Annotated in this window: 24 protein-coding genes; 9 read left to right on the top strand and 15 right to left on the bottom strand. The window is 44.8% G+C overall.

The features are described from left to right. Positions 1-340 precede the first annotated feature (340 nt). Positions 341-1,468 carry a GUN4 domain-containing protein gene (locus QUB06_RS15090; protein ID WP_333435938.1) on the top strand — a complete coding sequence of 376 codons (1,128 nt, stop codon included), beginning with the start codon at positions 341-343 and terminating at the stop codon, positions 1,466-1,468. A 219-nt stretch (positions 1,469-1,687) separates the two neighbouring features. On the opposite strand, the gene QUB06_RS15085 is transcribed toward QUB06_RS15090, so the two are convergent. Continuing rightward, the gene (locus QUB06_RS15085) at positions 1,688-2,302 is read right to left on the bottom strand and encodes a COP23 domain-containing protein (protein WP_333435937.1); all 615 of its coding nucleotides are present in this window, start codon (positions 2,300-2,302) and stop codon (positions 1,688-1,690) included. Between the two features lie 481 nt (positions 2,303-2,783). Here QUB06_RS15085 and QUB06_RS15080 point away from each other — a divergent pair, with 481 nt between their 5' ends. Further along, positions 2,784-3,098, top strand: a complete 315-nt coding sequence (locus QUB06_RS15080) for a hypothetical protein (RefSeq protein ID WP_333435936.1) — start codon at positions 2,784-2,786, stop codon at positions 3,096-3,098. A gap of 20 nt (positions 3,099-3,118) precedes the next feature. On the opposite strand, the gene QUB06_RS15075 is transcribed toward QUB06_RS15080, so the two are convergent. Continuing rightward, positions 3,119-3,814 (bottom strand): hypothetical protein, encoded by a 696-nt coding sequence (locus tag QUB06_RS15075; protein ID WP_333435935.1) that lies wholly within the window; start codon positions 3,812-3,814, stop codon positions 3,119-3,121. 228 nt (positions 3,815-4,042) lie between these two features. On the opposite strand from QUB06_RS15075, the gene QUB06_RS15070 reads away from it, so the two are divergent. Then, complete coding sequence (locus QUB06_RS15070) at positions 4,043-4,300, top strand: type II toxin-antitoxin system HicB family antitoxin (RefSeq protein WP_333435934.1); 258 nt, start codon at positions 4,043-4,045, stop codon at positions 4,298-4,300. 7 nt (positions 4,301-4,307) lie between these two features. Here QUB06_RS15070 and QUB06_RS15065 read toward each other — a convergent pair whose 3' ends face one another. Further along, positions 4,308-4,898, bottom strand: a complete 591-nt coding sequence (locus QUB06_RS15065) for a PIN domain-containing protein (RefSeq protein WP_333435933.1) — start codon at positions 4,896-4,898, stop codon at positions 4,308-4,310. Then, positions 4,876-5,355, bottom strand: coding sequence for an excisionase family DNA-binding protein (locus tag QUB06_RS15060; RefSeq protein ID WP_333435932.1), 480 nt, complete (start codon positions 5,353-5,355; stop codon positions 4,876-4,878). The genes QUB06_RS15065 and QUB06_RS15060 overlap by 23 nt, the downstream gene beginning before the upstream one ends. 62 nt (positions 5,356-5,417) lie before the next feature. Between QUB06_RS15060 and QUB06_RS15055 the strand changes: the two genes are divergently transcribed. Continuing rightward, positions 5,418-5,780 carry a tetratricopeptide repeat protein gene (locus QUB06_RS15055; protein ID WP_333435931.1) on the top strand — a complete coding sequence of 121 codons (363 nt, stop codon included), beginning with the start codon at positions 5,418-5,420 and terminating at the stop codon, positions 5,778-5,780. 124 nt (positions 5,781-5,904) lie between these two features. Here the strand turns inward: QUB06_RS15055 and QUB06_RS15050 are convergent, their stop codons facing one another. From QUB06_RS15050 to QUB06_RS15040, 3 genes are all read right to left on the bottom strand, one after another. Beyond that, positions 5,905-7,317 (bottom strand): NAD(P)(+) transhydrogenase (Re/Si-specific) subunit beta, encoded by a 1,413-nt coding sequence (locus QUB06_RS15050; RefSeq protein ID WP_333435930.1) that lies wholly within the window; start codon positions 7,315-7,317, stop codon positions 5,905-5,907. Continuing rightward, positions 7,314-7,607 carry an NAD(P) transhydrogenase subunit alpha gene (locus QUB06_RS15045; RefSeq protein WP_006633295.1) on the bottom strand — a complete coding sequence of 98 codons (294 nt, stop codon included), beginning with the start codon at positions 7,605-7,607 and terminating at the stop codon, positions 7,314-7,316. Before QUB06_RS15045 ends, QUB06_RS15050 begins: the two co-directional genes overlap by 4 nt. Before the next feature lie 329 nt (positions 7,608-7,936). Next, positions 7,937-9,085 (bottom strand): Re/Si-specific NAD(P)(+) transhydrogenase subunit alpha, encoded by a 1,149-nt coding sequence (locus QUB06_RS15040; RefSeq protein ID WP_333435929.1) that lies wholly within the window; start codon positions 9,083-9,085, stop codon positions 7,937-7,939. A 444-nt stretch (positions 9,086-9,529) separates the two neighbouring features. Here QUB06_RS15040 and QUB06_RS15035 point away from each other — a divergent pair, with 444 nt between their 5' ends. Continuing rightward, complete coding sequence (locus tag QUB06_RS15035) at positions 9,530-10,042, top strand: DUF2808 domain-containing protein (protein ID WP_333435928.1); 513 nt, start codon at positions 9,530-9,532, stop codon at positions 10,040-10,042. A gap of 289 nt (positions 10,043-10,331) precedes the next feature. After that, on the top strand, positions 10,332-11,603 hold the full coding sequence (locus QUB06_RS15030; RefSeq protein WP_333435927.1) for an MFS transporter: 1,272 nt from the start codon (positions 10,332-10,334) through the stop codon (positions 11,601-11,603). A 202-nt stretch (positions 11,604-11,805) separates the two neighbouring features. Here the strand turns inward: QUB06_RS15030 and QUB06_RS15025 are convergent, their stop codons facing one another. The 3 genes from QUB06_RS15025 to QUB06_RS15015 form a co-directional block, all read right to left on the bottom strand. Further along, complete coding sequence (locus QUB06_RS15025) at positions 11,806-12,573, bottom strand: ATP-binding cassette domain-containing protein (RefSeq protein WP_333435926.1); 768 nt, start codon at positions 12,571-12,573, stop codon at positions 11,806-11,808. A 212-nt stretch (positions 12,574-12,785) separates the two neighbouring features. After that, positions 12,786-13,664, bottom strand: coding sequence for a glycine--tRNA ligase subunit alpha (gene glyQ / locus QUB06_RS15020; RefSeq protein ID WP_190660228.1), 879 nt, complete (start codon positions 13,662-13,664; stop codon positions 12,786-12,788). A gap of 504 nt (positions 13,665-14,168) precedes the next feature. Then, on the bottom strand, positions 14,169-16,682 hold the full coding sequence (locus tag QUB06_RS15015; protein WP_333435925.1) for an NACHT domain-containing protein: 2,514 nt from the start codon (positions 16,680-16,682) through the stop codon (positions 14,169-14,171). Positions 16,683-16,831: 149 nt separating this feature from the next. On the opposite strand from QUB06_RS15015, the gene QUB06_RS15010 reads away from it, so the two are divergent. Both QUB06_RS15010 and QUB06_RS15005 read left to right on the top strand, forming a co-directional pair. Beyond that, the gene (locus QUB06_RS15010) at positions 16,832-17,002 is read left to right on the top strand and encodes a hypothetical protein (RefSeq protein ID WP_333435924.1); all 171 of its coding nucleotides are present in this window, start codon (positions 16,832-16,834) and stop codon (positions 17,000-17,002) included. A gap of 79 nt (positions 17,003-17,081) precedes the next feature. Then, the gene (locus QUB06_RS15005) at positions 17,082-18,323 is read left to right on the top strand and encodes an Rpn family recombination-promoting nuclease/putative transposase (RefSeq protein ID WP_333435923.1); all 1,242 of its coding nucleotides are present in this window, start codon (positions 17,082-17,084) and stop codon (positions 18,321-18,323) included. 174 nt (positions 18,324-18,497) lie between these two features. On the opposite strand, the gene QUB06_RS15000 is transcribed toward QUB06_RS15005, so the two are convergent. Both QUB06_RS15000 and QUB06_RS14995 read right to left on the bottom strand, forming a co-directional pair. Beyond that, positions 18,498-18,785: an NfeD family protein gene (locus tag QUB06_RS15000; RefSeq protein ID WP_333280343.1), complete on the bottom strand. Its 288-nt coding sequence runs from the start codon at positions 18,783-18,785 to the stop codon at positions 18,498-18,500. Between the two features lie 113 nt (positions 18,786-18,898). Continuing rightward, a complete protein-coding gene (locus tag QUB06_RS14995; protein WP_333101688.1) occupies positions 18,899-19,186 on the bottom strand; it encodes an NfeD family protein in 288 nt (95 codons plus the stop codon). Positions 19,187-19,578: 392 nt separating this feature from the next. On the opposite strand from QUB06_RS14995, the gene QUB06_RS14990 reads away from it, so the two are divergent. Further along, positions 19,579-19,752 carry a hypothetical protein gene (locus tag QUB06_RS14990; RefSeq protein WP_333435921.1) on the top strand — a complete coding sequence of 58 codons (174 nt, stop codon included), beginning with the start codon at positions 19,579-19,581 and terminating at the stop codon, positions 19,750-19,752. Between the two features lie 356 nt (positions 19,753-20,108). Here the strand turns inward: QUB06_RS14990 and QUB06_RS14985 are convergent, their stop codons facing one another. From QUB06_RS14985 to QUB06_RS14975, 3 genes are all read right to left on the bottom strand, one after another. Next, positions 20,109-20,579: a GNAT family N-acetyltransferase gene (locus tag QUB06_RS14985; protein ID WP_333435920.1), complete on the bottom strand. Its 471-nt coding sequence runs from the start codon at positions 20,577-20,579 to the stop codon at positions 20,109-20,111. Positions 20,580-20,647: 68 nt separating this feature from the next. Then, on the bottom strand, positions 20,648-21,289 hold the full coding sequence (locus QUB06_RS14980) for a type I restriction endonuclease (RefSeq protein ID WP_333435919.1): 642 nt from the start codon (positions 21,287-21,289) through the stop codon (positions 20,648-20,650). Positions 21,290-21,332: 43 nt separating this feature from the next. Beyond that, positions 21,333-22,382 (bottom strand): DUF1611 domain-containing protein, encoded by a 1,050-nt coding sequence (locus QUB06_RS14975; RefSeq protein WP_333435918.1) that lies wholly within the window; start codon positions 22,380-22,382, stop codon positions 21,333-21,335. Between the last annotated feature and the right edge of the window lie 20 nt (positions 22,383-22,402).

Genomic DNA, 22,402 nt, shown 5'->3' with positions numbered 1-22,402 from the left:
CTGGCAATTAGTTTCTACCCGTTCCCCCCCGAATGTCAAGCCTGATTTTGTTAAGAAAGATGTGAGTAAGGCATAGCTTAAGAAGGGGGGGACAAGAGTCTGATCAAAGTCCCCCTTCTTAAGGGGGATTTAGGGGGATCTAGACTTTGCTACCAGCGAGATATCAAGAGGCTTTTAATCTTAACTTGTCACCTCTGGACACTGCCATCTCGTTACCCGTAGCTACGACTTCAAAAAAATGGTATACTTTCATGTTAATCTCCTACCTGGAAAACAACACATCACTGTTGTAGAAATTATCCACTTTCTCCCTTATTTCCTAAAACTACCAGTAAAAGCAATGAAATCTCGGTCTTGCTTGCTAATTCTTACCCTTCTCGCACTCTCCTTAACAAGCTGCAGACAGCAGAAGTCATCTCAAGAAATTGCCGAAACCGTTCAAAAAAGTATCGTGCTGATTTCCTACCAAAATGAAGGCGGAGGCGGTACGGGCTTTATTGTACCGGGATCAACAGGAGTTTGCACGGTACTAACGGCACGTCATGTAGTTGAAGACCGTAGTTTGAACCTGCAAACTAACGACGAAAAATCTTGGAAAACTGACAGCATCCAAACAAGTCCCAATTTCGATTTAGCAGTGGTGAAGTTTAAGTCTGTAGGGGAAACTTGTCCTTATTTAAGTTTAAATTTAGGCAATTCAGATAGCGTAAAAATCTATGATAAAATTTATATTTCTGGGTGGCTAGGGGGGGCTGAAGGTGGCAAATTAGAGCAACAATCTGTTATCGGTTCTGTATCCAAGTTAGATGTGAGGTCAGAGGGTTATGGGATTTCCTATGACGCTTCTACTTTTCCCGGTATGAGTGGCAGTCCCGTTTTAGATATTAACGCTAAAGTAGTAGCAGTTCACGGGCTATCTATTAATGGTTTTCGGTGGGGAATTCCCATTAAAACTTATCTGGAAAATCAGTCTAATTTTGTAAATCAACCGATTGCTAAAGCAGACTACACTAAACTGCGCGATTTATTGGCGGCTGGACAGTGGGAGGAAGCAGATCGAGAAACTGATAACAAAATGTTAGAAGTGGCGGGGATACAACAAGAAAATTGGCTAAGCAAGGAAGATGTCGCAAATTTTTCCTGTCCCGATTTGCGGGCGATGGATCGACTTTGGGTAAAATACAGTGATGGACGCTTCGGCTTTTCTGTACAGAAGAGCATTTATCAACGTCTTGGCGGTGGCGCGAAAAATTATGATGGAACAGTCAAGGAAGCTTTTAGTGAGACGCTGGGCTGGAAAAAGAAAGGAGATTCGGTTTCTGCTTTCTTTGAGTATTCATCGCGTAGACTTACTTTTAATATCAATGCACCCGAAGCTCACCTCCCAGGCGGGTGGTGGGGTTCCGTGGGTTGTATGGGGGTTTGTGGTCCTTCTTTCCTGGATAGATTCGTAGATTGTAACTTATAAAGACTTCAAGTTTTTATTAAGAATAGTGAACTCATCAAAATCCACGAAGTCATGCGGTGTCTTGGTTTTCGATACATGGCACTGGGGGTTTATCTGATGTCCATCGACCTCATTCTTGTATGTCATTGCGAGCAAAACGTAGTGAAGCGAAGCAATCGTAAGCCTCTGGGATTGCTTCACGACCTTCGCAATGAGATTCGCTGGCGATCAAGTATGATATCACTTAGCAGACTTAGATCCAACAAGGCGATCCTCTTCAGCCAAGAAAGGAGTTAAATCAATCTCTGGCGAAGACGGAGAAAAATTAGGAACTACCTGATTACCCTTGCTATTTTGATAAACCCCAGTACCATTCAGCAAATTTTCAGTCATATCTCGCATTGCCTTATAAGCCTCTGTTTCGCTACCGGGCTTCAACGTCACCAACAGCGGACAACCCTCGCCACTCAACTTAGTTTTAGCACAAATCACATATTGATTCGGCGTCTTAGGCTCGTCTCTATAAGCTAACCGAATTAAACCATCTTTGCGATAACCGTTCAAGCTTTCAGAAATTATTTGGCAGCGTCTTACAGGCGTATAATCACCGCCTAAAGTTGTCACCATTTTCAGCCAAGGTTGTTGACCTTTATCGTGACGGTACATGACAGTCCAAACTTCACTACCCCGCTGAGTATCTGGCTGAAGTTGGCAGGAAAAACGAGCATCTTTTTCAAATAATAGCGGCTGCCAACCTTGAGCATAAGCAATTCCGGCACCGACAACAGCCGCTAACAAACTTAGTACACCGACAGTCAGGTTTGCGGCGTTAAAAAACTTTCCACTATTATTCACGGTACAGAATCCTCGATAAAGTTTTGATAGACGACAAGAGCGATAATTAAGTTGAAAAGTTCTACATCAGCCAAGTAACGCATTCCCGAAAACTGGTCTGATGTCGAATAATGCTATTATAGTATTATGAAGTCAAGAATCGACTGCATGGCGATCGCCCTTAACTACAACTTACGAAAATCATACACCGCTATTGTAGAAATTATTCGCAGGAATTACGCACTCAGACCAAAGAAACCTCGTTTTTAAGATAATCTGTAGCTGTGTACGAAGTATTTCGCAAAAAACCCGGTTTCTGACCGCGCACTCAGACCAAAGAAACCGGGTTTTTCAGGGAATTTCTGGCTGTATACGAAGTATTTTCGCAAAAAACCCGGTTTCTGCCTTCCCACGAGTCAGTCTTATATTCATTTAGTCGCTTTCTCCATAAATGGAAGTAAAAATCGTGAAATCGCCCTGTTATTTCCTAATTTTTATCCTTATGGGATTATCCTTAACAAGCTGCGAACAGGCGAAGTCATTTCAAGAAATAGATCGCACATTTAAAAAGAGTAATGCGATCGAACAACACAATTTTAACTTGCAAGCGGGCGATCGCACGGTCGAAGGAACTAACAACATCCAAGCAAGTCCGAAGAGTGGGAAGTTCGATGGAACTACCAACTCACCGGAAGAAAGTGCGATCGTGTTAGGAATCTTCGGGTTTTGTTTGATGTGTTATTTATTAGTTTGGAAGTTTCGCGGGAGGGAAGAAGCTAACAGGATGCTGAGAAGAATCAGAAGAAGAGTGAAGTGAGGATAGATACTTGCTAAACCTCATTTTTTCTTAGTGCGGTTGCGTTTTCTCGATTCAGCCGCCGTATTTTTTGCTTTTTTTTGCTTTTCTTTACTTGCCTTAGAGTCATTGACAGCACTACCACTTATCGGTTTGCTGGAAAATCCCGATGTATCGGAGTTTTTAGCTGCAATTATAGGAGCAATGCTAGCATTATATATCTCCTGAAATTGTGTTAGACCTTCCCCCGTACTCATATCAAACCCTGCTTGATGACCGAGAGTCACAAAGGATTTGGCAAATCCAAATTTAGAGGAATCTTCCATAATCTCCTTAAATTCCGGCTCGATATCCCGCAGGTATTTGATAATTGAAGTGGCATTTCGCAGTTTAAATTCTCGCTTCAAAAATTGCCAGAACGCCAATAATTCCGGGATAGCATTTTCACCTTCTTCCGGCGAAAGCAAACTCACTTTCCTGGGAAACAACTCTTCGACTACAGTTGCCACATCTTCCACTTTCATGCGAGGCAGCGTAAAACCTTCATAGCCAAAACCGTAATAAATGAACTGCGAGATCCAAAATCCAACGTCTGGATAAGTTTTACAGTATTCTTCTCCTTCGGGAGAATTGACAAATAGCTCGATTAGCGTTTCCTGATAATCTTCTAGGATCGGTTCTGCATCGTCATAATCTAGGCCGTCTAGTTGGCGGATGTTAAAAGGTTGATCTGACATAGTTGAAAATTTTTTAATTTAATTGACCTTAGCTCTAAGGTTAGTACAATTTTTGCAGTTCTATTAATTCTTTAGGATTTCATTATATTTAAAAAATCTCTGATCGCAGGTATATTTGACTAGCACCGATCGCCCGTGACTATTTAAACCAAGCTAGCATTGTATAGGGCGATCGCCCGTCTCCACCGAACAGCGAAAAATGTGATATAATCTCAAGTAAAAGTATAATTGTTTGAGCTTGGCAGTCCGCCACTTCAAATTACGAAGTCAACACAACAGTTTACAGCAATTATTGAACGAGAAGGCGACGGATATGTATCCCTTTGCCCGGAACTCGATATTGCCAGTCAAGGTGACAATATAGAAGAAGCGCGACGAAATCCGATCGAAGCGTTGGAACTATTTTTTGAGACAGCCGATCCTTCTGAAGTCAAAAATCGGCTGCATAGCGATCGCACGTTTGCACACAAGAACGATCGCCCTTAAGTACAACCTACGAAATATTCTGATAATAGCGTTGAATCCGATCTGCAAAAACCGGAACTTCTTCCCTCAACCTGACAAGTAATTCATCAACAGTCAGGGGTGGATTTTTCAAATCCTCAACTTGTTTGCTGACGACATTAGCCATCAAATCCGGTGCAACCTCATAAAGACGATTCAGAAAAACATCGGGGTGCATAGCCGTAATTCTCCAAGGATTTAAAGACTCTGGTGGAAAGTCTCTCAGGTTGGATGTAACAATAACTTCAGCTTTAGCAACAACCGCAGCGGCAGCGACGTGGCGATCGCCTGGATCGTTAGTCATCTGTTGAATCAAATTCTCTGGAACTTCAACCATTGCATTAGGAAAAGCTTCCTTAAGTGCAGCCTCAAAACGCGCTGCCCTTTCACTTTTCATCCTTCCAGTATTAACAAGATTCCGAGTTGCACCCTCTAAAATTTCTTGTGACCAATATACATCATACAACCCAATCTCCGCAGCACGAAATAGCGTATCGCGCAAGTACATAGGAAATATCACACAAGAATCCAAAACAACAGGATAAGGAATCAACCTGCTAGCTGTATACTCTGGTCTCATGCAATTCCTCTTCTTGGCTAAACTCAGCTAATTCCTTGAGAATTTCACGGCGCTTAAGACTACGCTGCTGTTTATAGGCGATCGCACCTGCCAAACTAATCCGCCGCTGGTTTCCTACTTTTCCATAGGCAATTTCCCCATCATCGAGCAATTTCCCCACAAATTCTGGGGACACATTCAGCAAACTTGCAGCTTCTTCAACAGTCATATCTTGCTCAATTGGCACTAAAGATACTGCTTTACCAGCCGCCATTAAATGTGCAGCTTGACACAACAATTGATAGAGTGATTCAGGAAGTGCGATCGCTTCCCCGTCAACTTCCACAAGTTTTACTTTAGATGTTTCAGAATCACCAGTTTCTCTCTTGAGACATAGCATTTTATCCAACAATTTGATAGCGATTGTTTCTTCTTCTGTCGGTAAAACCGGATCTAGAAGTATTTTTTGCCTGTTCATGGAAAGGTTTCCTGAATTCGTTTAATGCTATTATAGTATATTGAATTTATTAATGACTGTTGATGTCTGACTTAGAAAAAGGTCTAGCCGCTTTTAATAACGAAGATTATACCCAAGCCTTTAGCTTGTTAAAACCCCTAGCAGAACAGGGAAATGCTGCATCTCAGTGCATAATTGCCAGCATGTACCATTTAGGATTAGGTCGAGAAATGATGATATTAGAAGCAATTAAATGGTACATCAAATCCGCTGAGCAAGGCTATGGTGTTGCCTCAAACAACTTAGCAGGAATTTATCTGTGCGGTGGTGATGGTGTAGCAGCCGATCGCACTCAAGCAGAACACTGGTTTCAAAAAGCCAGAGAACAAGGCTTTTCACACACACCAATCTCCAGCGATTACTTGAACCAAGCTATCATCGCATAAAACGATCGCCCCCAAAACAAACTCACCACCAAATCAAAACAAAAAACCCGGTTTATCCAAAAAACCGGGTTTAATCATCCGCGTTAATCCGCGTTAATCCGCCTTCATCAGCGGTTGCAAAATCCTACAACTGCTTCACCTCAGAAACCAATTTGGCAACCACCTCCTTAGCGCTACCAAACAACATCATCGTCTTATCCTTGTAGAACAACTCATTATCTACACCAGAAAAACCAGCACTCATCCCGCGCTTAATCACGATCGTATGCTTAGCCTTATCAACCTCCAAAATCGGCATCCCGTAAATCGGGCTCGCCGTATCGTGACGCGCCGCCGGATTCACCACATCATTCGCACCAATCACCAACGCCACATCCGTTTCTTCAAACTGCGGATTGATATCGTCCATATCGTACAACTGCGGATAAGGCACGTTTGCTTCCGCTAAGAGCACATTCATGTGCCCCGGCATCCGCCCAGCCACCGGGTGAATCGCGTATTTCACGTCAACACCCATTTTTTCCAAACCGTCGGCTAACTCGCGCACCGCGTGCTGTGCTTGCGCTACAGCCATCCCGTAACCCGGAATAATCACCACCGATCGCGCATAACCCAACATCATCGCACTTTCTTCGAGATTGATGCTGCGAACAGTTTTGTCGATCGCATCACCAGCAGCCCCAGCAGCACCCGCAGCATTACCGCCACCGCTACCAAACGCGCTAAACAGCACACTACCCAAGGATCGATTCATCGCCTTGCACATGATTTGCGTCAAAATAATCCCCGACGCGCCCACCAATGCACCAGCGATAATCAGCATATTGTTCATCAAAATGAACCCAGCCACACTCGCTGCAATCCCCGAATAAGAGTTAAGCAGCGACACCACCACGGGCATATCGCCACCGCCAATGGGTAGCACAAACATGATTCCCAGAATATTGGAAATCGCCACCAAAGCCAGGAATACCGGCACATCCTCCGGGTTAAACAGCATATAACCGCTGCCGGCTAAAAGTGCGATCGCCAGCATGGCATTAAACGGCTGTTGCAGCGGAAACGTCATGGGCGCACCAGGTAGCAATTCTTGCAGTTTCGCAAATGCCACAAGGCTACCAGTGAAAGTAATTCCGCCAATCAGCACACCCAAAAGGATCGTGATTGTCGCGTCTGGAGTTGGCGATTCCGGGATGCTGAGATAGCGCCAGAATTCGCCCACAGCAACGAGTGCAGAAGCCGCGCCCCCGAAACCGTTAAGCAAACCCACCATCTGCGGCATATCCGTCATCGCCACGGTATTCGCCATAATCGTTCCCAAAATGGAACCGACGATAATTCCGACAGCAATCAATTCGTAGCTGACTACTTGCTTTTCCAGCAACGTACCGACGATCGCAATTAACATCCCGATCGCAGCTAACACATTTCCTTGGCGGGCAGTTGCAGGAGATCCCAACTGTTTCAAACCGATAATAAACAAAGATGCGGCAACTAAATAACCTAGTTGAATGCCACTGGGTAGAAAATCGCTCACGCTTTAACCTCTTTTTTCTTGAACATTTGCAGCATTCGATCGGTTACTAAGAAACCGCCGACAACGTTAATTGTGGCCAGGGCGATCGCGATCGTCCCCAAAATCGAAGTAACAGTCACATTGCCTTGGCCTGAAATCAAAATTGCACCTAAAACCGCAATTCCCGAAATCGCATTCGAGCCCGACATCAAAGGTGTGTGCAGCGTCGGCGGGACTTTATTGATTACTTCAAATCCCACAAACGACGCTAGAGTAAACACCACTAAACCTGCAATCAATCCTTCTGCCATAACACTTGGTAATTGGTAATTGGAAATAACTCGTTCCCGGTTGCGTCCGCCAGTCCGCCAGGGAATGAATTCCCTGGCTCATAGCCTAAGTCCTCTTCAGAGGACTAATGAGTTCTTCAGTCCTATGCAAGACGACTTAAGCTTTGAAGCAGGGGTTTCAACCCTTGCCGAACTAATGAGTTCTTCAGTCCTATGCAAGACGACTTAAGCTTTGAAGCAGGGGTTTCAACCCTTGCCGAACTAATGAGTTCTTCAGTCCTCTTAAGAGGACTTTAGCTTTGAGGCAGGGGTTTCAACCCTTGCCGGACTTTGCCTCATAACGACAGAATCTAACTGACTGCTGAAGCCTGAGCGGCCAAAGCATCCCGAACTCGCTGGTTACTAATTTCACCGTCGCGGGCGACGCAAGCACCAGCAATGATATCGTCTTCAAAATTCAAATTGAGTTCCTTATCTTTCACCATCAACTGAAGTAAAGCCGAGATATTCTTCGAGTAAGTTTCGCTAGCGTGTACAGGCATCGAGGAGGGTACATTAATCGGGCCGATGACATTAACGCCGTTCCATTCAACATCTTTCCCCGCTTCCGTGCATTCGCAATTGCCGCCTTGTTCGCCCGCGAGGTCAACAATTACCGATCCGGGCTTCATTTGAGAAACCATTTCTCTAGTAACTAAAATAGGTGCTTTTCTGCCGGGAACTTGAGCGGTTGTAATCACTGCATCGGAAGCGCTGACGTGTTGGGTGAGCACTTGGCGGGTGTATTCTTTAGCCGCTTCTGATAGTTCTTTAGCATAGCCGCCTGCTGCTACGGTTTCTTCCTTGAGTTCGACATCAAGGAATTTAGCGCCCAAACTTTGCACTTGTTCTTTTGTTTCCGGGCGGATGTCGAAGGCTTCGACTACCGCACCCAAACGACGCGCCGTGGCGATCGCCTGTAAGCCAGCAACGCCCACACCCATTACCAATACTTTCGCGGGGCGAATCGTACCCGCCGCCGTTGTCAGCATCGGAAAATACTTTGGCAAAGCTGCGGCTGCTATCAGTACCGCTTTGTAACCGGCGACGTTACCCTGAGATGACAGCGCATCCATGCTTTGAGCGCGGCTGGTGCGCGGGATCATTTCCATGCTGAATGCCGTTACTTTGCGATCGGCTAAACGCTGCACTAAAGCTGGATCTCCCAGAGGATTCAAAAATCCGATGAAAACGCCTCCTTCCCGGAGTTGATGAACTTCTGATTCTTGCAGGGCCCCGATTTTCACGACGACATCGGCTTCGCCCCACACCCTAGCGGTATCGGCGACAACCTGAGCTCCCGCTTCTTCGTAAGCTAGATCCGAGAAAAAGGATTGTGCGCCGGCACCGGCCTCAACCCAAACTTCGACACCCTGTTTGACTAATCGGGCTACAGCGTCGGGTACTAAAGCCACCCGGCGTTCCCCTGCTGCTATTTCTTTTGCGATCGCTAATTTCATACACTCTCCTTATTTAAGCCTTCCTAGGACGGTTGAAACCGCGCCTACACAGACAAAACCTGCCTCCGCAGGTTTCTTGAAGTGCGATTTTTAATCGCCCGATGCCTTGCTTTACATTGAAACAGCCGTTCCCCTAAACTTCTCTCGTTGATACTAAAGCCGATCGCCCAAATTCGACCCGTATCTTTAACTTATCTTATACATTCAAATTCGCTAAATTGTTAAGTTTGCCACCGATTATGATATAATTTTATGTCGCCTAATTCTGTAGTTTGAATGTCAGTTATCAGTATTACGCAAAAATTACGCAAAAAAAAGTGACCTCAGCCGGCGGGCGATCGCCCTCATCAAATTGCTGAGACATTCGATATATTGTAGGCACGAGCGCAAATCTCGGGCGAGCAATATTTAAGGTTCACCAAGAGTTTAATTAGAGGAGTTGTTATGCGACGATTATTTTCAGCACTAGCGGTTACAGGTTGCTTGGTGGCTGGATTACCCGCCATCAGTTTAGCCCAGTCCCTGCCAGGATTCACGATTTTCGGCGGCCCCGAGCGCGCCAACCAATTAAGCTATCGCTTGGATTACGGTACAGCCGGGATGAGCGGCGATAGATATCGGCTGCGAATTCCTTCCAAAAAAGTAAGTTTGGCGATCGCCCAAATCAACATATCCTATCCAGACTACTACAAAGGCGAATTTGACCAAAAAGACATTAAAGTGCGCGTCAAAAACAAAACAATAGAATTGCAAGAAGTAATCTGGGACAAAGAAAATCGATTCATAGAAATTTATCCCAAAGAACCAATTGCCGCCGGCAACAATGTTGAGGTTGTACTCTCCAACGTCCAAAACCCATCTCCCGGCGGAATGTACCATTTCAACGTCCGCATCCGCACCCCCGGTGACGTTCCCTTGCTGCGTTACCTCGGTACTTGGCTGTTGAGCATTAATTGAGGGAAGAGTTGGGGGAAGGAATTTCTCGTTAGTCAAGCGATCGCGACAGAAAAATTTAACTGTTGCGATCGTTTTGCTGCGGGCAAAAATTTAACACTACTCAAATCCTGGTTTTCGGGAGCTGTAAAATAGAACCTTCGGCTCATATCGCAATTCTCAATGATTCGTAATAATAAGTCTAGGGGCAGTCCCCCGATGGTTGCCCTTCGCTAATTAGGGGTAAGCCCAGGGGTGCTACCCCTAAAAAATGTTTACCAATCAAATAGGATTGCTCTAGCCGTACTCTCGCATGAATCTACTAGCAAAAATCAAAACAATACGAATTCCTCCCGCGCTGCGATCGAGAAATTATCGCCTGTTTTTTGCAGGACAAGGGCTCTCACTAATTGGCAGTTGGATGACGCAAGTCGCTACTGTTTGGCTTGTATACAATTTGAGCGATTCGCCTTGGATGCTCGGCGTGGTGGGATTTACAAGTCAAATTCCCACACTAATTTTACTGCCTTTTGCAGGAGTTTTAATCGATCGCTGGAACCGCCACCGAGTGATAATTGCCACTCAAATATTAGCAATGGTTCAATCCTTAGCCCTAGCATTTTTAGCGCTAACAGGAGTGGTGAACATTTGGCAGATCCTGGTACTGAGTTTCTTTCAAGGCGCAATTAATGCCTTTGACGCGCCAGCACGGCAAGCTTTTGTACCGGAACTTGTAGAAAAGAAAGAAGATTTAGCAAATGCGATCGCCCTCAACGCTTCCATGTTCAACGGCGCCAGATTAATCGGCCCAGCAATTGCCGGTTTGCTAATAGCTACAGTCGGCCCAAGTTATTGCTTTCTCATTGACGGGCTCAGCTACATCGCCGTAATTGCCGGCTTATTAGCGATGCAAATCAAAGCCCGTAAAATTGCCGCAACTAATACCAAACCCTTACAAAGATTAAAAGAAGGATTCGTTTATGCCTTCGGGTTTCCCCCGATTCGAGCAATTTTACTGCTATTAGCCTTAGTCAGTTTTGCCGGAATGTCGCACACAGTATTAGTCCCAATTTTTGCCACCAAAATTCTGCACGGCGACGCACAAACCCTCGGCTTTTTGATGGCATCTTCGGGAGTCGGAGCCTTCGCGGGCGCCATTTATTTGATTTCGCGCAAAAGTGTAGTTGGCCTCGGCAAATGGATTGCGATTTCACCGGCAATTATGGGATGTGGACTGATAGGTTTTGGTTTGTCCCGCGTCTTGTGGCTGTCTTTAATCATGATGTTGTTTGTGGGGTTTGGTTTCATTATCCAATTTGCAGGAGGAAACACATTTTTGCAAACAATTGTGGAAGACGACAAACGCGGAAGAGTGATGAGCATATACACGATGGCATTTTTTGGAGTGACACCGTTTGGGAATTTAGTTGCCGGCGGATTGGCAAATTATATCGGCGCTCCCAATACAGTCATCATTGGAGGTATAATTTGTGTTTTAGGCTCGATAATTTTTACCAAACAGTTGCCAGCTTTAAAAAACATAGTCCGACCACTTTATCAAAAAATGGGTTTACTTCCGCAGTAACAATTTAGCGTAAAAGCACAAATGCCAACATTAAACAACCTTCCCAAAGCTAATATCTGACGGTATCTCTAGCAATCCTCAACAATTTGTAAACATCTCTCTTTCCCTCTTCTCTTCTCTTTCTCTGCGCCCTCTGCGCCCTCTGCGGTTAAAACATCCAAATTAATTACCCAACCAGAGGTTAAACCAAGCAAATATTTGTTCACCATTCTTGTTGGGCTTCTGCTTCTGCTTGGATTAAATTTTGCCGCAGTTGCACCCAATTAATTTGATGAGAGGGCAAATCTTCGATCAGCTTTCCCCGCTGTAAATGCAGAATTCGCGTGCTAAATTGCTCGGCTAATTCTAATTGATGGTTCACCATTACAATTGTGGTTTGGCCGTTTGTTAGCTGTGTCAATACTTGCAAAAGGTGGGCGGCTTTTCCTGCGTCTAGGGCGGATGTTGGCTCGTCTAAAAGCAAGATTTTTGGTTGCAGAATGATGCCGCGGGCGATCGCCACAAGCTGTTTTTGGCCTGTGGAAAGCTGCAATTCGGTGCGATTGAGCCATTCTTGGGGTATGTGCAGTTGTTCGATCGCCCCGCTAATTCTCTCAGCAATGTTTGATGCAGTCACGCCCCGCAACTTCAAAGGATAAGCCAATGCTTCTCGCACCGACATTCCCAAAAGCTTCGATTCTTGCAGAATCAGGGTGATTTGTTTGCGGAGTTCGATCGCAGGTATTTGGCGATATTCTGTATTTTCCAGATAAATCGAGCCGCTGGTGGGACTGCTGAGCCGATTTAGCAACCGCAACAGCGTTGTTTTCCCCGCACCTGAAGGGCCAACAATTGCCACGCGAGATCCCTTGTGTACCTGAAACGATATATTTTCCAACAAATAACTTGAGGCGCTCGGTGTTTTCAAGCTTACACCGTCAATTCGCAGTTGAGGATTTGTTTCTGTATTATTTTCCGAATAATTAGGCATTGAATTCATTAAAAATCCCAAAAAGTTGCACATATTTCGATCCCCCTAAATCCCCCTTAAGAAGGGGGACTTTGATCGGAATCTTGTCCCCCCCTTATTAAGGGGGGTTAGGGGGGATCGGAATTCTATGCAACGACCTATAAAATTGGTATGAGTCGAGGACGATCGCAACTAAATTCATCCGTGTATCCGTGTCGTTATCCTTTTCCTTCTCAAACCTTTACAGCTTTTTCTAAAGGAAAACCCAGCTTTTCCCGCTGTTCCAAATAAAGCTGAGCAACTCGCCGCGCCAAATTGCGAATTTTGGTGATGTAGCGAGTTCTTTCCGTTACCGAAATCACACCTCTAGCATCGAGTAAATTGAAAGTGTGAGAACATTTTAGCACATAATCAAGACTAGGCAAAACCAATCCTTTTTTTGTCAATTGTTCGGCTTCTTGCTCGTACAATCCAAATAGAGTAAACAGCAATTCTGGATTGGAAGCTTCAAAGTTATAAGTACACTGTTCTATTTCTCCTTGCAGGTGAACGTCGCCGTAAGTGATGCCATCTTTCCACTGAATTTTCGTCATCGCATCGACTTCTTGGAGATACATTGCTAGGCGTTCTAGTCCGTAGGTAATTTCAATAGATACCGGACGACAGTCAATGCTACCGCACTGTTGAAAATAGGTAAATTGGGTGATTTCCATACCATCGAGCCAGACTTCCCAGCCGACGCCCCAAGCTCCGAGGGTAGGCGATTCCCAGTTATCTTCTACGAAGCGAATGTCGTGGTCTTCTGGGCTAATTCCTAATGCTCTGAGGGAGTCTAAATAGATGTCTTGGATGTTGGGAGGAGAGGGTTTAATTAAAACTTGATATTGATAGTAATGTTGGAAGCGGTTGGGATTTTCGCCGTAGCGTCCGTCGGTGGGGCGGCGACAGGGTTCGATGTAGGCGACTGACCAAGGTTCGGGGCCGATTGCTCTGAGAAAGGTGTGGGGATTCATGGTTCCTGCACCTTTTTCTGTGTCGTAGGATTGGGCGATCAGGCATCCTCGATCGCTCCAGAATTTGTTTAAGGTGGCAATGACTGATTGAAAGTTCACTGGTTTAAATATGGTTAGCGAGTGTCTAACCTTATTTAAGCATACTCAAGGCAGGGTTTATTGAAATAAATCATAGCGAAATTAGATAAGAAGCGAACTTCATACCCGTTTAACAATTATTATATAAATTTTTTGAAATTTTGGTTGATCATGATAATTCCATTGATCGAACTCGCGACGAATAGTTTTTAAAGCTGCCACTCGCGCTGCATAGGAACGACTCTGCCAATAAGCTACGTCAGACCTAGAAGATTTTAGTTTTTTTTTAGTGAGAACGATCGCACGTTTTTCTAGCATAGAGTCTCAAGTAGTCATTTTCGATCGCACTCCCTCCATCAACAAGCTTAGTATATCAAAAATGCGCTCGCCCAACTGTTGCAGTTTTTCGGCGAGGCGATCGGGAATTCCAGGATAATTTGCATTAACGTTTATACTCGCACTCGTTATAATTATCTGCCAGCAAATTACCTACTCCGCTTTTTCATGTTTGCGTTTTTATTCGATTTAAGCGATTGCCTTTGTCGCATCAGCTATAGCTTCAAGTTCCGAGTAGGGAATCAAAAGAGTTTCCATAATAAACTGTTCGATAGGCTTACTAATTTTTTCCGAGTTACCTTGAATACAATCAATTAAAATTCGATTAGCATAAATGTAGCTAAAAAGTACACCTAAGTCGTACTCTGTTAGCTCCCATTGATAGTCAATATTGCGATAGTTTATGGAAAACTTCCTTAGTTTCTCTGTCCAAGCTTCACTCTCATACCTACGCCATTGCTGATATTGTTCCCAACAATTGTAAACACCTTGAGGAAGTTGCTCGTAGAGCTGAGATAGCTCTAAGCTTAAGTTTTCCCAGCCATTGTTATCGCAAAACTCTATCGCTCTCTCTAGAGATTCTGCAAGTTCGTAGAAGTTTGTATCATCAAGACTATTAAAGAACTCAAATTCATCCTCATTTTTGTTCAACATCCAGTCATTCTTTTCTGCTGCATACCTAACGTCATCTAAACGTAAAGCACGCCCTAAGAGCGAAGCATGAGCACGAGCATGGCAGAGGTCTCGATCGAAGGCTGGTTCCCCTTCTAGAGAACCAAAGAAATTACCCAGCGACAATCCCTGTCCAGAGTTGTGATAAACAGAGAGCTCAATCCTGTCATCCAATTTTGATAAGAGATGGCAAAAATCATCGATTAACCAGAGGGGATCGCAAAATAATTCTAATTCATCAATGGTGTTGATAAGTGTTAGTAGGCTGACATAAAAGCAACGAAGAGTTGTTCTTGAATAGCAACTACAAGTATTTGAAGCCTTTCGATATACCCACCTCAGAATAAGCTGTAATCTTTCATGACAGGAGATCGATTTATCAATCCTAAACTTGAGTAAGAGAGTAAAATAATCGATATTCAATATCTTTTCAGAAAACAGTAGGATAACTTGCTCCCATTTTTTTTCATAAAGAGACCCGATCAATCCTTCTCCTCGCTTGTCTTTGCAGCTAAAGTTTAGAGCGACTAAATATTCTTGAAAAGTTAGATGCGAAAAAGACCATATTTTTTGCGATCGCTCAATCAACAATCCATGCTGCGCTTCCATCGCCCTCAACACCGCCCGACTATCCCGCTGCCCAATCCCCAAAAACTCCGCAATATACTCCTCAATTTCTGCCTGCTCAAATAGCACATATTGCTCTTTTTCAAACTTCTTCACTGCCAGAAAGCTCAATAATTCTAGCTTTCGCTCCACTGACAAATCGCGATAAATCTCATCCCGCTCAATCTCCCGCGACTTGTCCCACTGCTCCAGCAGCAACTCCAACCCCTCTTCATAAAGCTTGGAACGCTTCGAGTAAAACTTTCCCTTGTGGTGAAACACCGCACAAGTCAAACTCAGCAAAATCGGCGTAATTGCTAACTCCCGAATCGACTTATTCTCCTCCAAAAAGAGCAGCCCCAGAAACTCCTCGGCTTTTGCCAGTCCCCCCAACTCATCCCCCATCACCGCCTTATACCAATGTTGAGCAAAAGCCCGCGCCTGCGTTTCATTAAAATCCGCCACCTCCACATAATCAAACCGCTCAAACCGCGATTCCTGACTCTGCGTTCGACAGGTCACAATTACCTGCACCTGCGGATAAGTGCGAGCAAACCGCTTGATTTCCTTGGCGATGTTCTTCCCATCTTCTCCCGTCACTTCATCCAACCCATCCAGCAGCACCAGCGCCCCACCTCGATTTAACGCCAATTGAGTTTCGGCATCCGATAACCGCCACCACCGCTCTAGATAACGCTCTAGCGAGTAGGCAACCTCACGCCCATCCTCGACAAAATCTCGCAGTTTAATCAAAACCGGAATCCGGTGCGCTTGTAAATTACCTGCGTTGCACTCCATCACCACTCGCTGCAAATACGTGGTCTTTCCCGAACCCGGTTTGCCCACTACCATCAGGTTCGCATTCTTCGCCAGCACCTCTAAACCTGATACCCGTTTTAGCTTTTTGCCCAAACCAATGCGATCGAAACTGCGGTAGCTGCGATTTTGGCTGAAGTCCTGCCACAAGTCATGCAATTCCGATTTACGACTACTACTGACTTCCTCCAGAATATTGACATCCACAAACAAGTCACCCAACGGCAGGCAACGATCGATCCCCCAAAGCGGCATGGTGCCGTGCAAGCGCTGGATGTCATCGTGGAGGTGCGATCGTACCTGCTGAACTAACGCATCAATGTCATCTTTCTCGCTCTCAGCAGGCGGATCTGAGAGTGAACTCGGTGGTTTACCTTTGTGCTGAACGAGTTCATCATCGGGTTCCCATTTAAGTTTGAGCTTTTTGCAGATGCAAAGAAACTGCTTGCGCTGAACAGGTTCACCTTTGAAAAATTTGTTGATGGTAGTACGCGACATCTGTAATTGAGCAGCCAAATCGGATTTGCTACCAAATTTTGCTAATGCGCTGTTCGCGTTTTTCAGTTGAGTTGGCAATAGCCTGAGAGCTCGCCCGGTACGTTCTGTCATTTAGTGGTTCCAGCTTTCCCCAATTCTAGCGACGCGATCGTAACTTGGACAAACTTGTACATAACCTGAGCGGTAGGCGATCGTATCTAACACCAGCCTCCTATCTTGCATTTGGCAGATTGTTGAGAGTTTCAACAAAGATGACCAACATGAAGAGTTCAAATAAGAAAAAATGGCTCAAAGTAATTGAGTTTACTGTAGTGGGTGTTGCCACCTGGTTCAATCCCCAAGCAGGATTTCTGCTCTTTCTGCTTCGGCTGTGCTTTCAAATCTTGGCTGCGTTGCAGAAAGATGAGGAGAGTGAAATAGATAAAAGCTAAATGCTAAACGAGTAGATTGAGAAAAAATTGTCGTTGCCGATCGCCGAAATCGACAAGCGAAAATCTGAAAAATGAGTGGATGCGATCGCTACTCAAACTATCGAGCGATCGCATTTACCAATCTTGGCATGGTATAGTACCCATCTTCGATTCGCATCGACAACTCATGAAAACAGACACCATTTTCTACAGCCTGTTTCAGGAATTCCCCAGCTTCTTCTTTGAACTGATCGATCGCCCTCCAGACGAAGCCACCGCCTACGAATTCACCTCCCGCGAAATCAAACAACTCGCATTCCGCATCGACGGGTTATTTCTCCCCAAAACCGAAGAACCTGAAAAACCATTTTACTTGGCTGAAGTTCAGTTTCAACCCGATGCCGACTTGTACTACCGCATCTTCGGCGAACTCTTTCTCTATCTGCGACAATACAAACCGGTCAATCCTTGGCGGGTGGTTGTCATCTATCCCAGTCGCCGCATCGAACACGAACAGATGCTGCAATTTCAGGAACTCTTAACAAGTCAGCGCGTCCAACGGATTTACCTCGATGAATTGCCAGAAGCTGCTGATCGATCGCTGGGAGTCAAAGTTGTTAAACTGGTAATCGAGCCAGCAGAGACAGCAGCAGAACAAGCACGGCAGTCGATCGCAATGGCCCGACAACAGTTGTCCGATCCAACCGTTTTACGCGATTTAATTAACCTCATCGAAACAATTATCGTCTACAAACTCCCCCAGAAAAGCCGCGAGGAAATTGCCGCCATGTTGAATTTAAGCGAACTCAGACAAACTCGATTTTACCAGGAAGTCAAGCAAGAAGGTTTAGAAGAAGGACTCGAACAAGGACTCGAACAAGGACTCGAACAAGGTGAGCGGCAGGCGAAGTTAGAAGCCATTCGCCGGATGATAGCGTTTGGAATGAATTTAGAGACGATCTCGCAATTATTAGATTTGTCTCTCGAATTTGTTCGCCAAACAATTAACAAAATCCAACGGGAATCGATGTCACTCCCCGAACAAAAGTTCGACTCCTTTATCGAACTATTAACTCAGCAGCGATCGCTCTTCGGGGCCGAACAATTAACCGACCTAGCCCAGCTAATTGAACCCTTATCCGATGAGATCGATGTCCTTTCAGCAGCGATTTCATCCTGGGCTGAAAATTACCCTTCAATTCAGGAAGCTCAAGCCCAACTGCTCGAACCACTACCGATCGCTAAGGCATCAGAAAAAGCAGCAGTCAGGGGAGAAAGTAGCGAATCTCAAATTGGCGATCGCCTCAACAAACAAGATCTCAAAAATGCCCTTTTATTGTAGCGCGATCGGCCATATTTCTACTGGTAAATAAACAGAGGCAGATATTGCTCTCTTGCGTCAGGTGTTGAATGGAAGCGATCGCCAAATTGCCACTAAAAAACAAAATAGTCTGAGCCCCGACTTATTGAATAAGTCGGGGCTCAGACAGTGAAAAAGTTGAGATTACTTTCTAGTTTAGTTTGCAGGAGCGAGGGAAACTAACAGAGTGATGTTGTCAACGCCGATGACATAAACCGTGTCTCCCGGTGTGAGGGTGATTTGGCCATCGCACCGTGCGGGCCACCAGCTACCTTGGAAGCGGACGCGACCTGTTTGATTCGGGTAAATCGATTCATCAACGACTGCTTCTTCGTTGAAATAGTGGAAATTGGTGTTGATGTAGTTATCCATTAAGAGATTTTTTTCTGTGCTGTAGGTGTGAAGAGAAAAAATAGAACCGAAAGCTTTTACTACGTTAAACATTTTGTTGACTCCTTTTGTGTTAAAATATATCGAAGTTTAATCGCCTATTTGAGGCTCTTTGAAAAGTAGCATTTCCTGGTTGAAATTGATTCCCAGGTTGTTCATGCTCTGATTTAGTCTGCGGGAGCGAGGGAAACTAACAGAGTGATGTTATCAACGCCGATGACATAAACGGTGTCTCCCGGTGTGAGAGTGATTTGGCGATCGCACCGTGCGGGCCACCAGCTACCTTGAAAGCGGACGCGACCTGTTTGATTCGGGTAAATCGATTCATCGACGACAGCTTCTTCGTTGAAGTAGTTAAAATTGGTGTTGACGTAATTTTTGATAAGCATATTGTTAGCTGTGCTGTATCCTTGGGTAGAGAAAATCGAGCCGAAAGCTTTTACTACGTTGAACATGATATTTACTCCTGTTGTGTTAAAATATATGGGGATGTGTAATTGTCGGTTTATGCTATTTGAGAGGCTGCATTTCCTCGGTTAAGATTGATTGATTGCCTTGATATTTCATTGTTCTTGCCTTCCGTGGTTTTATCAGGATAAAAGGCAAAGAATTTTTGAAATGTTGAGGGGATTTGCGAAGCGGTTGCGGGGAGTCTAAATCCAGTAATTCCGAGGTATTGAATTAAGGATTTAGTGGTTGAGCAGTTGGTGGGATTTACCTTAAGGGTAGATGTTGTTAGCTACATTAGAGATTGGCTGATTCCGCATTACTGCTGCTGTGAAAATGTTTTATTTTTGGGTTTTATGTTTTGATTGGGTTGTGACTCACTTGCTTTACACTTACTAATTTGCCAGGAGTCCAATATCTTTGGGGCGATCGCCAGTCCACTTTCCGAGTCTGGTACTGGCACATGACACTGGCTAACCTGCAAACAACGATTTTGCAATGGTTTCTGCCTACATATCAGGCTGGTAGCTGTGCCAATTTAGCCAACTGGACTACCGCGAACGGTGAATTATGAACTTACGCAGTCTCGATCGCCCCATCCGGAATATCCATACATATCTAGTCGGCGACTTACGCACCAAACCCCTAAAAACCCAGTTTCTGACACCCTGTGCGCCATTAGGGACTCGTAAGCGGATCTATGATATAAGCAAGTAAACTTGGCAACTCACCCACCCTCCCTATGCGATGTTGATTTGTACCTACCTATTTAGGCCTAGACAATAGGCGATCGAGACTTACGCAGATATCAGGAGGCGGTAGGAGTTTTTGATCGATGCAGGTCGATCGCACCCTGTTATCCAATTATTGAACAGGTCGAACTTAAAATCAATTCATAAATTCAGAATCTTAAATTCATAAAAGTCATACTTATAGAGAACCTGCTGGATACTGCATAATTGTTACAGGAATTCTGAATAAAGTTTTAGCTAATTGAGACAAACCAAACTTGAATTTAAGCGACTGCGGCACTTCTTGTACGGAAACTTCTACGAAGCCAAAGCGAGTATAAAATGATGCGAGTCGCTTTCCCAAGCATTCTAAATATAGCGGTTCTGTAGCTTGTTGAATTAAATATTTTGTGAGGTAGCTTCCCAAACCTCGATCGCGCCAATCTTTCGCCACCACCAAACTGCCCAATTCTTGCGCGCCGGTAAATTTCCGCAACTGTCCGCAAGCTGCCAATTTTCCCTCGCATTCGATGACCCAGAATTGCTCCCAGCGCAACTGAGTTGGGTCGAGTTTGGCGCTCCAAACTAACTTTCTAATTGATTTGATATCTTGAGCACAGGCTGGGCGGATGGCGCATTCAGACGGCAACGAAAAAAAACTTTCATTCATTATGATTCCATAAAATGATCTTTAGTAAATTTATTCTTATTTTCCCAGTCGAGTTCCCAATGCTGTATTTAAGTATAACTCCTGTCACTGGAAATTATAGCAGCTAGCCGCTTCAAAATGCGAAAGACTTCGTAAAGTTCGTTTCCTGGACTCCCAATATCGAAAAGTTTAGACACGGCATACTCCGGTATGTCTCCTTTGGTCACTTTGATAAATCGAAAGCTGCTACCATTTGTCAGAAGCCCAAATGTTAGTGGTTCTGGACTGGGGTCATTCAGCATATAAAATAGTAACTGAGGAAGTCCAGCTTCAACGGAATATTGTGCTCGCTTCGCTTCGATAGCAACCACCCAAAAAGATTCAATTAAAAGCAGAACATCAATACTTCCTCTGACAAGTATACCTTCATCCACGGTGACAAGTTCCACCGATTTTTCTGCTTCTATATGAAATGGATTCAGGTATAAATCTGCTAAAAAGAGCAATGGAGCAAGTACCACCATTTTTACGGTATCTTCTATCATGGAGTGGTCGGCACTGTTAGTATAGCCAGCCTTTACTTTGTCTAGATATCGCTTTTCTTCATCAGTAATTTCTGGTAAATCGTCAATCCACTCCCGGAAGAATTGCTCGTCTTCACAAAGTTGGAAGTTAAATTTTGTTTTGACATCGTGCAGGGTCAGTGTTTTTGCTTGAATGCTTTGTGTCATAGTTTTATCTAGTTATTTATTAGTTGGTATGTATTCTAGCATATCAACTGTCGATCGCCTCCCACAAAACCTCCGCGCCAAACCTTACCGGATCGGTACAAGGCAACCCCGTTTCTGCTTGAACTTCAGCTATTGCTAACAGCGCATCTGCCTCATTTAGGTGATGAGTGTTGAGGGCGATCGCGCTCACTTTTCCCCCTGCAAAAGCACCCGCAGCAGCAGCTAACATTTCGTACAATTCAATTACTTTTGATAGCCTGGGAATCGATAGGTGCGGGTGATTGCGAATGTTAGTTTGTCCGGATCTGTGCGCTAAAATTAAGTGAGTTGGCTGCGAACCCCGCAACAGAGGCAGAGTCGCAGTCGAACCTGGATGCAATAGCGAACCTTGCCCTTCTACGTGCAGAATATCGCATTCAGAACCCAATTTAATCACCATTTGTTCGACAGCTCCAGCCGCGAAATCAACTCGCACTGCATCCAAAGGAAGGCCTTCATTTCCAATCATTAAACCCGTTTGTCCCGTTGCTAAAAATTTGGAACGCAAACCCCGCTGCAAGCAAGTGCGATTGAGTTCCAGACTGGTTGACATTTTGCCAACACTCATATCTGTGCCGACGGTTAACACGCGGCGACAACTTAATTTAGCAGCCGCAGCAGAGGCGATGGCACCCACAGATTTCGGTTCCTGACGCACGTCCCAAATCCATTGATTTTCGGTTAACGGAACTGTTATCAAAGGTGCAAGTTTTGCGTGCAAACCGTTGACAACTGACAAACCTGCTGCTACCGCTTGATTAATTTCTGGCACCCATTCCGCAGGCAAAACACCGCCGGAAGTAGCGATACCAATTAGCAGAATATCCGGCGCAAATTGCACTGCTTCTGCAACGGAAGCAACTATCGGTACTTGTTGAGGAATGCCCGTTAATTCAGGTAAAGATTGTCCGGCACATTGGCGGTCTATTACTGCTACAATTTGTGCTTCGCTGTAGCGCAAAAAGGCTAAGCCTGTTTTGCCGGAAGAACCCAGAATTCCCTCGTGCAGCAGGATAGCCACTTTGCCATTGTTGATCGGATAGTTTTTAGTCATTGATTCACTTTTGATATGGG

It is taken from the genome of Microcoleus sp. D2_18a_D3 (assembly GCF_036702455.1).
Taxonomy (GTDB): domain Bacteria; phylum Cyanobacteriota; class Cyanobacteriia; order Cyanobacteriales; family Microcoleaceae; genus Microcoleus.
This window is presented reverse-complemented; position numbering and strand designations above follow the sequence as displayed.

Coding starts and splice junctions, on each gene's coding strand:
- QUB06_RS15010 (WP_333435924.1), top strand. CDS start 16,832: ATGAAGAGTTCAAATAAGAAAAAATGGCTCAAAGTAATTGAGTTTACT.
- QUB06_RS15030 (WP_333435927.1), top strand. CDS start 10,332: ATGAATCTACTAGCAAAAATCAAAACAATACGAATTCCTCCCGCGCTG.
- QUB06_RS15075 (WP_333435935.1), bottom strand. CDS start 3,814: ATGTCAGATCAACCTTTTAACATCCGCCAACTAGACGGCCTAGATTAT.
- QUB06_RS15025 (WP_333435926.1), bottom strand. CDS start 12,573: ATGCCTAATTATTCGGAAAATAATACAGAAACAAATCCTCAACTGCGA.
- QUB06_RS15045 (WP_006633295.1), bottom strand. CDS start 7,607: ATGGCAGAAGGATTGATTGCAGGTTTAGTGGTGTTTACTCTAGCGTCG.
- QUB06_RS14985 (WP_333435920.1), bottom strand. CDS start 20,579: ATGAATGAAAGTTTTTTTTCGTTGCCGTCTGAATGCGCCATCCGCCCA.
- QUB06_RS15015 (WP_333435925.1), bottom strand. CDS start 16,682: ATGACAGAACGTACCGGGCGAGCTCTCAGGCTATTGCCAACTCAACTG.
- QUB06_RS15080 (WP_333435936.1), top strand. CDS start 2,784: ATGGGATTATCCTTAACAAGCTGCGAACAGGCGAAGTCATTTCAAGAA.
- QUB06_RS14980 (WP_333435919.1), bottom strand. CDS start 21,289: ATGACACAAAGCATTCAAGCAAAAACACTGACCCTGCACGATGTCAAA.
- QUB06_RS15065 (WP_333435933.1), bottom strand. CDS start 4,898: ATGAGACCAGAGTATACAGCTAGCAGGTTGATTCCTTATCCTGTTGTT.
- QUB06_RS15060 (WP_333435932.1), bottom strand. CDS start 5,355: ATGAACAGGCAAAAAATACTTCTAGATCCGGTTTTACCGACAGAAGAA.
- QUB06_RS15000 (WP_333280343.1), bottom strand. CDS start 18,785: ATGTTTAACGTAGTAAAAGCTTTCGGTTCTATTTTTTCTCTTCACACC.
- QUB06_RS15005 (WP_333435923.1), top strand. CDS start 17,082: ATGCGATCGCTACTCAAACTATCGAGCGATCGCATTTACCAATCTTGG.
- QUB06_RS14995 (WP_333101688.1), bottom strand. CDS start 19,186: ATGTTCAACGTAGTAAAAGCTTTCGGCTCGATTTTCTCTACCCAAGGA.
- QUB06_RS15035 (WP_333435928.1), top strand. CDS start 9,530: ATGCGACGATTATTTTCAGCACTAGCGGTTACAGGTTGCTTGGTGGCT.
- QUB06_RS15040 (WP_333435929.1), bottom strand. CDS start 9,085: ATGAAATTAGCGATCGCAAAAGAAATAGCAGCAGGGGAACGCCGGGTG.
- QUB06_RS14975 (WP_333435918.1), bottom strand. CDS start 22,382: ATGACTAAAAACTATCCGATCAACAATGGCAAAGTGGCTATCCTGCTG.
- QUB06_RS15090 (WP_333435938.1), top strand. CDS start 341: ATGAAATCTCGGTCTTGCTTGCTAATTCTTACCCTTCTCGCACTCTCC.
- QUB06_RS15055 (WP_333435931.1), top strand. CDS start 5,418: ATGTCTGACTTAGAAAAAGGTCTAGCCGCTTTTAATAACGAAGATTAT.